At 66.0% G+C, this 12,406-nt stretch carries 12 protein-coding genes; 8 read left to right on the forward strand and 4 right to left on the reverse strand.

What is annotated here, in order from left to right; genetic code table 11:
- The first annotated feature begins 145 nt into the window (after window positions 1-145).
- A complete protein-coding gene (locus tag ACQY4T_RS22270; protein ID WP_428535143.1) occupies window positions 146-406 on the forward strand; it encodes an AbrB/MazE/SpoVT family DNA-binding domain-containing protein in 261 nt (86 codons plus the stop codon).
- 23 nt (window positions 407-429) lie between these two features.
- Entirely contained in the window at window positions 430-810 is a 381-nt protein-coding gene (locus ACQY4T_RS22275; protein WP_428535145.1) for a type II toxin-antitoxin system VapC family toxin, read from the forward strand.
- 103 nt (window positions 811-913) lie between these two features.
- On the opposite strand, the gene ACQY4T_RS22280 is transcribed toward ACQY4T_RS22275, so the two are convergent.
- A complete protein-coding gene (locus ACQY4T_RS22280) occupies window positions 914-1,696 on the reverse strand; it encodes an SDR family NAD(P)-dependent oxidoreductase (RefSeq protein ID WP_428535147.1) in 783 nt (260 codons plus the stop codon).
- A gap of 105 nt (window positions 1,697-1,801) precedes the next feature.
- Here ACQY4T_RS22280 and ACQY4T_RS22285 point away from each other — a divergent pair, with 105 nt between their 5' ends.
- Genes ACQY4T_RS22285 through gtdA form a run of 3 tightly spaced genes read left to right on the forward strand, consistent with a single transcriptional unit; the run spans window position 1,802 to window position 4,554 of the window.
- Window positions 1,802-3,028 (forward strand): aromatic ring-hydroxylating oxygenase subunit alpha, encoded by a 1,227-nt coding sequence (locus tag ACQY4T_RS22285; RefSeq protein WP_428535149.1) that lies wholly within the window; start codon window positions 1,802-1,804, stop codon window positions 3,026-3,028.
- On the forward strand, window positions 3,025-3,489 hold the full coding sequence (locus ACQY4T_RS22290) for an aromatic-ring-hydroxylating dioxygenase subunit beta (protein WP_428535151.1): 465 nt from the start codon (window positions 3,025-3,027) through the stop codon (window positions 3,487-3,489). Before ACQY4T_RS22285 ends, ACQY4T_RS22290 begins: the two co-directional genes overlap by 4 nt.
- Before the next feature lie 12 nt (window positions 3,490-3,501).
- Window positions 3,502-4,554, forward strand: coding sequence for a gentisate 1,2-dioxygenase (gene gtdA, locus ACQY4T_RS22295; RefSeq protein ID WP_428535153.1), 1,053 nt, complete (start codon window positions 3,502-3,504; stop codon window positions 4,552-4,554).
- A 17-nt stretch (window positions 4,555-4,571) separates the two neighbouring features.
- On the opposite strand, the gene ACQY4T_RS22300 is transcribed toward gtdA, so the two are convergent.
- A complete protein-coding gene (locus tag ACQY4T_RS22300; protein WP_428535155.1) occupies window positions 4,572-7,715 on the reverse strand; it encodes an efflux RND transporter permease subunit in 3,144 nt (1,047 codons plus the stop codon).
- Window positions 7,712-8,857 (reverse strand): efflux RND transporter periplasmic adaptor subunit, encoded by a 1,146-nt coding sequence (locus ACQY4T_RS22305; RefSeq protein ID WP_428535157.1) that lies wholly within the window; start codon window positions 8,855-8,857, stop codon window positions 7,712-7,714. The genes ACQY4T_RS22300 and ACQY4T_RS22305 overlap by 4 nt, the downstream gene beginning before the upstream one ends.
- 237 nt (window positions 8,858-9,094) lie before the next feature.
- Here ACQY4T_RS22305 and ACQY4T_RS22310 point away from each other — a divergent pair, with 237 nt between their 5' ends.
- The 3 genes from ACQY4T_RS22310 to ACQY4T_RS22320 are packed head-to-tail and all read left to right on the forward strand — an operon-like array spanning window position 9,095 to window position 11,085.
- The gene (locus ACQY4T_RS22310; RefSeq protein ID WP_428535159.1) at window positions 9,095-9,349 is read left to right on the forward strand and encodes a hypothetical protein; all 255 of its coding nucleotides are present in this window, start codon (window positions 9,095-9,097) and stop codon (window positions 9,347-9,349) included.
- A gap of 30 nt (window positions 9,350-9,379) precedes the next feature.
- On the forward strand, window positions 9,380-10,309 hold the full coding sequence (locus tag ACQY4T_RS22315) for a DMT family transporter (RefSeq protein WP_428535161.1): 930 nt from the start codon (window positions 9,380-9,382) through the stop codon (window positions 10,307-10,309).
- Window positions 10,306-11,085, forward strand: a complete 780-nt coding sequence (locus tag ACQY4T_RS22320) for an alpha/beta fold hydrolase (RefSeq protein WP_428535163.1) — start codon at window positions 10,306-10,308, stop codon at window positions 11,083-11,085. The genes ACQY4T_RS22315 and ACQY4T_RS22320 overlap by 4 nt, the downstream gene beginning before the upstream one ends.
- A gap of 76 nt (window positions 11,086-11,161) precedes the next feature.
- Here ACQY4T_RS22320 and ACQY4T_RS22325 read toward each other — a convergent pair whose 3' ends face one another.
- Window positions 11,162-12,403, reverse strand: coding sequence for a UbiH/UbiF/VisC/COQ6 family ubiquinone biosynthesis hydroxylase (locus ACQY4T_RS22325; protein WP_428535165.1), 1,242 nt, complete (start codon window positions 12,401-12,403; stop codon window positions 11,162-11,164).
- Window positions 12,404-12,406 lie beyond the last annotated feature (3 nt).

Genomic DNA, 12,406 nt, shown 5'->3' on the forward strand with positions numbered 1-12,406 from the left:
GGTTAGACCGCATGCCTGAATGCACGGTGGGCGCGGCATGTGCAAGAGGGGCAGTGGGGGTGGCACTGCTTGCGATGAAGCCTACGGTTCCAAAGCCCTCTGTGGTAGCCATATACTCGGAGTCGTCTGAGAAATGGGTGGTTACATGAGTTCCGTCGCCAGGGTCTCCGAGGGAGGCAAGATGAACATACCCGCGCACATACGCCGCGCGGTTGGCCTCGAACAAGGTGGTCCCGTCCTGGTTTCCGTCGTCGACGGCGAAATCCGCATGCGGGTGATGCGGCAGTTGCTCGCCGATCTGCAAGACGAAGCCCGCGTGGTTTTCGCCGGCTCTGGCGAGACGGTTGACGACTTCCTGCGCGACCGCCGGGAAGAGGCAAACCGCGAAGACGATCCGCCGGCATAATCGTCGCGACGGACCCTCCTGACATGATCCTAGATGCCTCGGCTCTGCTCGCATTCCTGCTGCCTGAGCCCGGCAAGGAACGGGTAACTGAGGCGCTGCTGGGCAATGCGACCATGACTACGATCAACTTCGCAGAAGTCGCGACGAAATATGTGCTGCGCGGTGCCAAGGCGCGCGCCGAGACATTGGCGGACCGCGTCCCCGTCACGCCCATACCGGTTGATGCGGACCTTGCCCTGCGTTCCGCGTTGATGGCTGACCTTACCCGACCGGCGGGATTATCGCTCGGCGACCGGGTCTGCCTCGCGATGGGGCAGCGCACCGGCCATACGATCCTGACGGCCGACCGTAGCTGGGTCGGCGTTGCCGGCAGTGTGAGCGCCCGGGTCGAACTCGTGCGCTGACGAGGTGCATGCCCACGGTCGGCCGGTCATTAAGTCGAGCATGTGTCGCTGCGCCGGCCAGCGTGTGGTGATCGGCAATCCGGACAGATCGGGCATGGTCGCGCTAGCGGCCCGCTGTCCAGGCATCGTCGATCGGCAGCGCCGCGCCGTTGATATCGGCGCCATGCGGGCCGCACAGGAACGCGATGAGGCCGGCGACGTTGGCGTCCTTGACGAATGTGCGCGACGGCTGACGGACGGCGAGGAAGCGTTCCTCGGCTTGTTCGAAGGTGGTGCCGTCGCGCTGCATTTCCTGGCGTAGCCGCCAATCGATGGCCGGGGTCAGCACGGTTGCGGGGCAGATCGCGTTGCAGGTGATGGCGGTCCGCGCCACCTCCAGCGCGACCGCGCGGGTCAGCCCGATCAGGGCGGTCTTGGTGGTGACGTAGTCGATGCGGTTGACGGTGGCGAACAGGCCGTAGATCGAGGCCATGTTGACGATGCGGCCCCAGCCTTTTGCCTTCATCCCGGGCAATGCCAGGCGGATGGCGTGGAACGGGGCTGAGAGATTGACCGCCAGGGCCTCGTCCCAGTGTTCGGGCGCGAAGGCCTCCACCGGCGCGAACGAGCGCACGACGGCGTTGTTGACCAAGATGTCGGGGCCGCCATGGTCGGCTTCGGTGGTCTCGATCAGGGCCTCGATCTGCTTCGGGTGACGCAGGTCTGCGTTGTGGTGGCGCGCCCGCACGCCGAAGGCGCGCAGTTCCGCCAGCCGGTCGGCGATGACCTCGGGCGGGGCGAAGCCGTTCAGGGTGATGTCGCAGCCGAGTTCGGCGAGTGCCTTGGCGGTGGCGAAACCGATCCCGCCGAGGGATCCGGTCACCAGCGCGGATTTTCCGTTCAGCATCCTGTGGTCCTTGTGCAAGCGGGGCGATCTTGGCCGCGCGAACGTGACAATCAAGGTTTTGACACAGCGGATTTCGGCGGCCCAGACTGACAGCGGAGGCACGTCATGAACAAAATCAGCCGGACCTGGCCCAGCGATGCCGCGGGCCGGGTGCCTTACTGGGTGTATTCCGATCCCGATGTCTACAGCGCGGAGCTACAGCGGATCTGGTATGGTCCGCACTGGCTGTTCTGCGGGCTGGAAGCGGAAATCCCCGAGGTTGGCGACTTCAAGACCACGACCCTTGGCGAGCGTCCGGTAGTGGTGGTGCGCAGTGCGCCGGACGAGGTCAGCGTGCTGGAAAACCGTTGCGCGCATCGCGGCGTCAAATTCTGCCAGGTGCGCAAGGGTCACGCCAAGGACCTGCTGTGTCCATATCACCAGTGGAACTATAGCCTGCGCGGCGATCTGCAGGGTGCGGCGTTCCGGCGCGGCGTTCGCGGCCAGGGCGGCATGCCGGCCGATTTCGATCCGAAACAGCACAGCCTGCGCAAGCTGCGGGTCGAGGTGGTCAACGGGCTGGTCTGGGCGACATTCTCGGACGCGACGCCGGCGTTCCGCGAGTATCTTGGGGAGCGGTTCTGGCAGCACTACACGCGTGTCTACGACGGCCGGAAACTGGAGGTGCTGGGCTTCAATCGCCAGCATATTCCGGGCAACTGGAAGTTGATGCAGGAGAATATCAAGGACCCGTATCACGCGTCTTTGCTGCACGTATTCTTTGTCACGTTCGGGCTGTTCCGCGCCGACCAGAAATCCGCCACCGAGGTCGATCCGAGCGGGCGGCACGGGATCCTGCGCAGCCGAAGAGGCAAACAGGAGACCAACGACGTCACCACGGACCTGCGCAATTTCCAAAGCGACATCAGGCTCGCTGATCCGCGCGTCATCGAAGCGGTGCACGAATTCCCCGGCGAGGACACCGTCGGCATGATCACGGTATTCCCGAGCGTCGTGCTGCAACAGCAGAGCAACTCGCTGACCACGCGTCAGATCGTGCCGACCGGCCCCGCCGGGTTCGACTTCCACTGGACGCATTGGTGCTACGCCGACGATCCGCTCGAAATGCGGCTGCGACGCACCCGGCAAGCCAACCTGTTCGGTCCGGCCGGATTCGTATCGGCTGACGACGGTGAAATAATCGAAATGGCCCAGCAGGGCCTCGCCCAATACCCGGATGAAGACGCACTGGTGATCATGGGCGGGCGGGAGATCGAGAGCGTCGATCACATGGTCACCGAAGTCGGCATCCGCGGCATGTATCGTTACTGGCGCGAGGCGATGGGGCTATGATCGAGCGTGACGCGGTGCGCGACTTCTACGACGAGTATTACAGCGCACTGGACGATGTGCGGCTTGACGAATGGCCCGGCTTGTTCACCGAGGCTTGCATCTATCGCGTCATCCCTCGGGAGAACTACGAGGAGGGGTATACGCTTTCGACGATCTACGCGGAGAGCCGCGGGATGCTGGTCGACCGGGTGATGGGGCTGACGCGGACCCAGATGTACGCTCCGCGCAGCTATCGGCGGTTTCCCGGCCCGTTGCGCATCGTGGCGCGGGACGATGCTGGGGTGCAGGTGCGGCATAATTTGCTGATGGTGCAGACGTTGATCGACAAGCAGACCGAGATCGTGCTGTCCGCCGTCTGCCACGACGTTGTGGTGGTGGACGATGGGCGGCTTCGGCTGCGGCAACGGATTGTCGTGTTCGATTCGGAGATGCTTCCGAACAGTTTGATCTATCCGGCGTGAAGGAACCGAGCGATGTCCGCGACCTTGAGCAATGACGCCGCCGCGCAGTTGCGGGCGCTGTATGCGGAAATGCAGCCGCGCAGCCTGTATCCTCTTTGGGAGGTGTTGGGTGCGCTGGTGACGCCGCAGCCGCGGTCCCCGGCGCGGCCGCACCGCTGGCGCTATGCCGAGGCACGCGAGTATCTGCTGCGGGCCGGCGACCTGATCAGCGCCGAGCAGGCGGAGCGGCGGGTTCTGGTGATGGAAAATCCCGGGTTGCCCGGGTCGTCGTCGATCACCTCCAGCCTGTATGCCGGGCTGCAACTGATCCTGCCTGGCGAGATCGCGCCCTGCCATCGACACGCGCAGTGCGCGTTGCGCTTCGTGATGGAAGGGGACGGCGCGTTCACCGCGGTCGATGGTGAAAAAGCGCTGATGCGGCCGTTCGATCTGGTGCTGACGCCGGGTTGGCAGTGGCACGACCATGGCAATACTTCGAGTCAGCCGATGATCTGGCTGGATGGTCTCGATCTGCCCACGGTGCTGAATTTCGACGCCAGCTTCGCGGAACATTTGCCGGCCTCGGCGCATCCGGAAACCGTGCCGCCGGGCGACAGCGCGCTGCGCTATGGGCGCAACATGCGGCCGATGCGTGGCACCGCGACCGACCGCCGTTCGGCGAGCCAGCCGCTGTTCCACTATCCGTACGCGGAATGGCGTGAATCGCTGCGGCGCATCGCCCGTGATGGCGATCCCGATCCGCATCTGGGATATGCGCTGGAGTTCACTAATCCGGCGGACGGGGGTGCGGTGATGCCGACGATCTCGGCCCATGTGCGATTGCTGCCGGGTGGATTCAGCTCGCGGCCGCGGGCCTCGACCGACGGCACGATCTTCGTCGTGGTCGAGGGCAGCGGCAGCGCGCGGGTTGACGGGGAGGACCTCGAGCTGCAGCCGCGCGATACGTTCGTGGTGCCGTCTTGGCGCGAGCTGGTGCTGCGGGCGGATAGCGAGCTGGTGCTGTTCGGATACTCCGACCGCACGGCGCAGGAGAAGCTGGGTTTGTTTCGTGAACGGCGGGGATAATTGCGTTTAAGAAAAGATCAGGCGGCTCTGCTCGGGGCGGGCGATTTGCGCCGGGCCAGCCGTTCCTCCAGGCCTTGGATCAGCACGAAGAAGCAGGGCACGAAGACCACCGCCAGACAGGTCGAGGCCAGCATTCCGGTGGAGACCGAAATGCCGATCGACTTCCTGGCATTTGCCCCTGCCCCGGTGGCAAACACCAGCGGCAGCACGCCCAGGATGAAGGCGAACGAGGTCATCAGGATCGGGCGCAACCGCGCGCGCGCCGCGCCGACCGCGGCACCTGCGATGGAGGCGCCGTGCAGGATACGCTGTTCACGCGCAACCTCGACGATCAGGATCGCGTTCTTGGCGGCGAGCGCGATCAGCAGCATCAGGCCGATCTGGGTGTAGAGGTTGTTGTCGATGCCGAGACCGGTCAGCGTCAGAACCGGACCCAGCAGTGCGAGCGGCACCGCGAGCACCACCGAAATGGGCGCCAGCCAGCTTTCGTACTGGCCGGCCAGCACCAGGTAGACCAGCAGGATCGCCAGCGCGAAAACCAGATACATCTGGCTGCCGACGGCTTTTTCCTGATACGACATCGCGGTCCATTCCGATCCGGTGCCGCGCGGCAGCGCCTTTTGTGCTATCTGTCCCATCAGGTCCAGCGCCTCACCCGAACTGAAGCCTGCCGCAGGCGAACCGATCACGGTGGCGGACGGATACAGGTTGTACAACTGCACCACCGCCGGCCCGGTGCTTGGGGTCACGTTCACCACCGTGCCGAGCGGCACCATGGTGCCGTTTCCGGCCCGCACCGGCAGCGCCTCGATCGCGGCTGGCGTCAGCAGCGCCGAGGAGTCGGCCTGGGCATAGACCTGGAAGGTCAGCCCGAACTTGTTGATCTGGCCGACAAAGCTGGACCCGACATAGGTTGAGAGCGTCTGAAACACCTGGCTGGTGGTGATCTGCAGTGCCTCGGCCTGGGTGCGGTTCACCGTCACCGACATCTGCGGCACATCGGCTCGGATTGTCGCGTTCAGATGCGCCAGACCGGACTGCGAACCCGCGTCCTGCACGATGGTCCGCGTCAGGGACTGCAGCTTGGAAAAATCCGCGCTGCCGTCGCGCAGTTCCACCTGCATGGTGAAGCCGCCGGAATTGCCGATCCCCTGGATTGCCGGTGGCGGAACCACCAGGATCGTTGCGCCCTCGATCGGTGCCACCGCGGCGCTGAGGGCTTGGAACATGCCGAGCAAACCCTCGCTGGCGGAGGTGCGCTGGCTCCAGTCCTTCAACATGACGTAGGCGACGCCGGCGTTGGACAGTGAGGCGCTGTTGTCGAGCACCGAAATGCCCGAGATCGTGATCACGTTTTCGACGCCGGGGACGGCGCTGACCGCGTGCTGGACCTTGTCCATCGCCGCCCGGGTGCGGCCCAAGGAGGCGCTGTCGGGCAATTGCACCGCGACGACGAAATATCCCTGGTCCTCCAGCGGCAGGAATCCGGTGGGCAGCCGAGCCAAGCCCCAGATGCCACCGCCCATCAGGATCAAGGCGACGATCACCATCAATGCGCTGTGTCTGGTCATCGCGCCGACCAGGCCGACATAAGATCGTTCGAGGCGGGCGTAGCCACGGTTGAAGCCGCGATAGAACCAGTTGCGCTGTTCCATCGGCACGGTCGGTCGCAGCCACAGCGCGCACTGCGTTGGCTTCAGCGTTGCCGCGTTGATCGCGCTGATCAGCGCGGTGGCGGCGATCACCAGGGCGAACTGGGCATAGAGCCGCCCGGTCAGGCCGGGCAGGAACGCAGCCGGAATGAACACCGACATCAGCACCAGGGTGATGCCGATGATCGGCGCGAACAGGTCGCGCATGGCGCTGACCGCGGCATCGTGGCCGTTCATTCCCCGTTCGATATAATGCGCCGCGCCTTCCACCACCACGATGGCGTCGTCCACCACGATGCCGATCGCCAGCACGATGGCGAACAAGGTCGAGAGGTTGATGGTGAAGCCCAGTGCGGCCATCGCCGCGAAGGCGCCGATGATGGTCACCGGCACCGTTGTCGCCGGCACCAGCGTGGCTCTGATGTCCTGCAGGAACACCAGAATGACGATCAGCACCAGCACGCCGGCCTCGATCAGCGTCTTGTAGACTTCGTCGACCGAGGCGGAGACGAAGCGCGTGGTATCGAACGGCATGTCCCAGGACATGCCCTGGGGAAACGCCCCCGACAGTTCCGCCATCTTGGCGCGGACTTCTTTCGCCACGGTCAGCGCGTTGGCGCCGGGCGACTGGAACACCGCCATGCCGGCCGCCGGCTTGCCGTTCGAGGTGAACGCCTGCGAGTAGGTCTGCGCGCCTAGTTCGACGTGGCCGATATCGCGGATCCGGGTGACCGCGCCATCTGCTCCGGTCTTGACAATGACGTCGGCGAACTGCGAGGGGTCGCTCAGTCGTCCGGCGACGTTCAGGGTGTACTGGAAGTCCTGGCCGGCAGCGGGCGGGGCGCCGATCTGGCCGGCGGTGACCTGGGTGCTTTGCTGCTGCAATGCGGAGGTCACGTCGCTGACGGTCAAGCCGCGCGCCTGCATCAGCGCCGGATCCAGCCACACCCGCATGGCGTATTGACCGGCGCCGAACACCGTGACCGTGCCGACGCCCGGCAACCGGGCGATCTGCTGCTGCAGGTTGATCGCGGCGTAGTTGCTCAAATAGAGGCCGTCATACTGGCCGCTGGGGGAAGCAAGGGTAACGATCCCCAGGATCGCGGTGGATCGCTGCTGAACCGTGACCCCTTGGGACTGCACCGACTGCGGCAGCGAAGCCATGGCGCTGGATACGCGGTTCTGCACCAGAACTTGCGCGAAGTTGAGGTCGGTGCCGATGGCGAAGGTAACGACCAGCGCATAGGTGCCGTCGCTGGCGCTGTTCGACTGCATGTACAGCATGCCCTGGACGCCGTTGACCTGCTGCTCGATCGGCAGGGCGACGGCGTTCATCACGTCGCGGGCGTTGGCGCCGGGATAGCGGGTGGTCACCTGTACGGTCGGGGGTACCACATTCGGCAGTTGCGCGACCGGCAGGGTGAACAGCGACACGCCGCCGATCAGCACGAAGAGGATCGCCAGCACGTTGGCCAGGACCGGCCGCTCGATGAAGAATTTGGCGATCATTTCCCGGCGGTCGCCACATTGACCGAGGTCGGTTCGACCTTCTGGCCCGGGACAGCGCGCTGCAGGCCGTCGATCACCACGAGATCGTCCGGTTGCAGACCGCTCTCGATGACCCGCAGGCTGCCCTCGATCGGCCCGGTGGTGACATGTTTCTGCGCCACCACATTGTCCTTGCCGACCACCAGCAGGTAGCGGCCGCCCTGATCGGCGCCCATGGCGGCATCCGGCACCAGCATGGCACTGACGTTGGTGTCCAGCGGCACGCGGACGCGGGCGAAATAGCCCGGCAGCAGGGTGCCATCGGCATTGTCCAGCACGCCGCGGGCGAGCAGCGTTCCGGTGGAGGCATCGACCGTCGGCGAGACATAATCCATGTGGCCGGTGTGCGGGTAACCGGTCTCGCCCTGCAAGCCGATCTCGACCGGGATGGTCTGCAGCCCTGCCCCGGGCCTGCCCTGGCGCGCGACGCTGGCCCGGATGCGGATCACCACTTGTTCGCTGACACTGAAGGTGACGTACATTGGCTGCATCTGCACGATCGTCGCCAGCTTTGTGGGCTGCGACCCGACGAGATCGCCGATCGACACCAGATGCGCCGATACCCGGCCGTTGAACGGCGCGAGCACCCTGGTATAGCCATAGTCGATCGCGGCGAGTTTGGTGCTGGCCTGGGCCTGCACCAGATTGCCCTGCGCGGTGTCGCGCTGGGCGCGGGCGTCATCCAGGTTCTGCACCGATGCCACCGCGCCGCGCTGCAGCGATTGCTGGCGGGCGAAATTGATCTGCGCGTTGTTCAGCGTGGCCTGGGCGGAGGCCTCCGCCGCCTGCGCCTGCTGCAGCTTCGCCTGATACGGCAGCGGCTCGATAGTGAACAGGATGTCGCCGGTTTTCACTTCGGCGCCATCGGTATAGCTGATGCCCTGCAGGAAACCCTGGATGCGAGCCACCAGGTCGACCGAGGCAACCGCGGCGGTATTGCCGGTCGCTTCCAGGTAGCGGGTGATTTTTTGCTCGACCGGCTTGGCGACGGAGACCTTGGGCGGCGGCGGCGGCGCGTACTGGTTGGCCTTCTTGCAGCCGCTGATGGCCAGCGCGAGGCCGATGGCACCGGCGTAGCCCACCCTGTGCCAAGATCGCCGCATGCCCATTGCCCCACCGCCGGTATGTACCTTGCCGGATGTTTAGCGGGAACTCATCCGTTTCGACCAGACCCGGGGCCGATTGCCGGTATCGCGGTCGAAAAAATTCAATTGTGCGTCGCCGCAACCACGGTCTATGGTTTTCGATCACGTGATTTCTCGGCCATTCCGGCGGCTACGCCCGCGTCTAGGCAACGCCGGCGACCGAATTTCCGTTGGCCCCCTGAAAGGGAGAATGAGATGTCCAACTCGGCCGACGATGATAAAGCTGCCGCTGAGGAACAGCAGCCGCAGCAACGGCAGGCCCAGCAACAGCAGGTTCGGGAGCAGGCGGGTCAGGAGCAGCGGGCGCAGGGACAGCAGGCGCAGGACCAGCAGCCCGAGCGGGTCCATGAAGACCACGACGCGCACCTGGAGGATGAGGAGAAAGTCCTCGCCGGCCGGCACGACGTGAATTTTCCGGCGCTGCTGACCAAGGACGTGCCCGGCGGCTGATGTAGCCGATCGTGTCGTGACCGCGCTTTGGTGCCCGTTACCCGCCCGTCCACCGCGGACCCGACCGGCAGCACGATTCCGGTCGGCGGACTGATTCAACTGCTGGCCTCGGTGGTGCTGTTGTCCAGCGCGTGGCCGCTGGCCAAGATTGCCATCGCCGCTGGAACCACGCCGCTCTGGTTTGCCGAAGGCAGAGCGGTGCTGTCCACTCTGGTGGCTTACCTGGTGCTGGCGGTCACCGGGCGGCTGCGGGTTCCCACCCGTGCGGACATGCCGGCCCTGCTCGCGGTCGGCGGCCTGCAACTGGGCAGCTACTTCGCCCTGGCCTACGAAGCCGTTGCCTGGGTCCCGGCTGGCCGCACCGCGATCCTGGCGAACACCACGACCATCTGGGTGGTGCCGCTGTCGCTGATCTTCCTGCACGAGCAGATCCCCGCCCGCCGCTGGGTCGCCGCGGGCCTTGGACTGCTCGGCGTGGCGGTGCTGATCAATCCGCTGGCAATCGACTGGTCTTCCGGCGACGTGTTGATCGGCCACGTCTTCCTGCTGGGCGCCAGCCTGTCGTGGTCGATCGCGATCATCGTCACCCGCGCCGCGCGGCCCAAGCAGTCGATGTTCGCGCTGCTGCCCTGGTGTTTCATGATCGGGTCGGTGGTGCTGGCGCCGCTGGTGTGGTGGCATGCCCCACATGGAAGCCTGGGGCACGATCCCGCCGCGTGGTGGGCACTGGGCTATGTCGGCCTGATCGCCGGGCCGGCGGGAACCTGGTGCGTGATGGAGGCAACCGCGAAACTGCCGACACTGGTGTCCTCGGTCGGGTTCCTGACCACCCCGGCGGTCAGCCTGATCATGGCGAACCTGTTTCTGGGCGAGCCGTTCACCCCGGATCTGCTGGCCGGTTCCGCGTTGATCATGGTCGGGGTTGGCGCTGCCGCCTGGCCGCGGCGGAGGCCGGCTTGATCCTGCACGCCGTGCAGGCGGGCGACGGCCCACCCGTCGTGCTGCTGCACGGACTGTTCGGCGCCGCGCGCAATTGGGGCGCGATCCAGCGGGCGATCGCGCCGCAGTTCCGGGTCGTCGCGCTGGACATGCGCAACCATGGCGACAGCCCGCACGCGTCCGACATGCGCTACACGACCCAGGCCGAGGACGTGCGCGAGACGCTGCGATCGCTGGGCATCGAGACGGCGGCGGTGGTCGGCCATTCGATGGGCGGCAAGGCGGCGATGGCGATGGCGCTGCGCTGGCCTGATCAGGTCGGACGCCTGCTAGTCGCCGACATCGCGCCGGTCGACTACCAGCATGGCAACGACGCGATCGCGCGGGCCATGGCGGCGATCCCGCTAACTGCGTCGCTTACCCGCCAGCAGGCCGACGCGATGCTGGCATCGGTGGTGCCGAGGGCCGATATCCGCGCCTTCCTGTTGCAGAACCTGCGGTTCGGCGCGCAGCCGCATTGGCGCATCGGCCTGGACGAGATCACTGCCGCGATCCCGGATCTGGAGGGTTGGACGGAGCTGCCCGGCAGCTATTCGGGACCGGCGCTGTTCGTGACCGGTGGCGAGTCCGACTATGTCCGCGCCGAGCATCGCCCGATGATCCGCGACCAGTTCGTCGCTGCCCGCTTCGTTGCGGTCAAGCGGGCCGGCCACTGGGTGCATGCCGACAATCCGGCCGGGTTCCTGTCGGTGCTGCAGGGGTTTCTGCACGATTGGAGTTTTCCGCGTGGGAGTTGACCGATCGCGACCGCCCCGGCATGGCCGGCGATATCCAGGATGTGGCCGGTCCCGTAACGATTTTTTGGTTCCGGTATCAATCGCCGGTCGGGGGCAATCCCATCGCTTGTCGCATGAACAGGCGTTTCGTTGCGGTCGTGCGATTGACCGCGCCGATGCCCAGGTCGCGGGTTGCCCGCAGCAGCCTGCGTTCGGTGCCGAACAGCCGGCCGAGACCATCGGTTGCGGAGAACATCAGCAGATTATCCGGCTGCCGAGCGCGCTGATAACGGGTCAGCAGTGTCGCGTCGCCGACGTCCTGCCGGGCTTGGGCGGCGGCGATGATCAGGTCGGCCAGCGCGATACCGTCACGCAGACCCAAATTCAGCCCCTGGCCGGCAATCGGGTGGATGCCGTGCGCCGCGTCCCCAGCCAATGCCAGCCGGCGATCAACGTAGCGCTGCACGATCATCGCCGACAACGGGTAGCTCCATCGGCGACCGATCGGGCGGATCGCGCCGAGGTGAGAACCCAGGCGGCGGCTGACCTCGCGGCCAAACCGGTTGTCGTCCAAGGCCAGCAAGGTGGTCGCGGCGTCGCGCCGTTCTGTCCATACTATTGCCGATACATGGGGCGCGCCGCCGGCGATCGCATCGGAGCTCGGGGCCATCGGCAGGACGGCAAACGGTCCGCCGGGCAGGAAATGCTCGATGGCCAGATCGTGGTGCGGCCGCTGATGCGAGATGGCGCAAACGATCGCGGTCTGGCCATAGGGGATGCGGGTCACCGGGATGCCGGCCTGCTCTCGCAGCGGCGATTCGCGGCCCTCGGCGGCGATCACCAACTGGCACTCGATCGCTGATCCGCCGTGCAGGGAGACGACGCAGCGATCATCGTGGCGTTCGACGGTGGCGGTGGCGGGTGCGAACAAATGCAGGTTCGGCTGCGTTGGAAACCGCGCGTTCAGTGCCTTGCGCAGCGCGCGCGCCTCTACCATCCAGCCGAATGGTCCAGGGTCCTGGGCGGCGTCGCGATGGTCGAAGTGCAGGTGCAGCCGCGACGGCGGCCGGCCGATGCGCCCGTCGCTGACACGAATGTCGCGGATCGGGTTCGGCACGACGTCCAGCGCCCGCCACAGGCCGGCATCTTCCAGCAGGCCACGCGAGCCGGCGGCGATCGCGTAGGCGCGGCCGTCGAATGCCGGGTTCTCCATGGGCGGCAACGCGGCGCGGTCGATCAACGCAACGCTGACGCCGGCGTCGGCCAGCCGGCAGGCGATGGTGCCGCCGACCGGGCCGGCGCCCATGATGCTTACCTGAACGGAAACCGTCTGCGTCATGTC

The sequence above is a fragment of the Rhodopila sp. genome (assembly GCF_965277825.1).
In the GTDB taxonomy this organism is placed as follows: domain Bacteria; phylum Pseudomonadota; class Alphaproteobacteria; order Acetobacterales; family Acetobacteraceae; genus Rhodopila.

Bases quoted from the DNA above. Each gene is read 5' to 3' on its own strand.
- ACQY4T_RS22300 (WP_428535155.1), bottom strand. From the start codon at position 7,715: ATGATCGCCAAATTCTTCATCGAGCGGCCGGTCCTGGCCAACGTGCTG.
- ACQY4T_RS22310 (WP_428535159.1), top strand. From the start codon at position 9,095: ATGTCCAACTCGGCCGACGATGATAAAGCTGCCGCTGAGGAACAGCAG.
- ACQY4T_RS22280 (WP_428535147.1), bottom strand. From the start codon at position 1,696: ATGCTGAACGGAAAATCCGCGCTGGTGACCGGATCCCTCGGCGGGATC.
- ACQY4T_RS22305 (WP_428535157.1), bottom strand. From the start codon at position 8,857: ATGCGGCGATCTTGGCACAGGGTGGGCTACGCCGGTGCCATCGGCCTC.
- ACQY4T_RS22285 (WP_428535149.1), top strand. From the start codon at position 1,802: ATGAACAAAATCAGCCGGACCTGGCCCAGCGATGCCGCGGGCCGGGTG.
- ACQY4T_RS22275 (WP_428535145.1), top strand. From the start codon at position 430: ATGATCCTAGATGCCTCGGCTCTGCTCGCATTCCTGCTGCCTGAGCCC.
- gtdA (WP_428535153.1), top strand. From the start codon at position 3,502: ATGTCCGCGACCTTGAGCAATGACGCCGCCGCGCAGTTGCGGGCGCTG.
- ACQY4T_RS22270 (WP_428535143.1), top strand. From the start codon at position 146: ATGAGTTCCGTCGCCAGGGTCTCCGAGGGAGGCAAGATGAACATACCC.
- ACQY4T_RS22290 (WP_428535151.1), top strand. From the start codon at position 3,025: ATGATCGAGCGTGACGCGGTGCGCGACTTCTACGACGAGTATTACAGC.
- ACQY4T_RS22325 (WP_428535165.1), bottom strand. From the start codon at position 12,403: ATGACGCAGACGGTTTCCGTTCAGGTAAGCATCATGGGCGCCGGCCCG.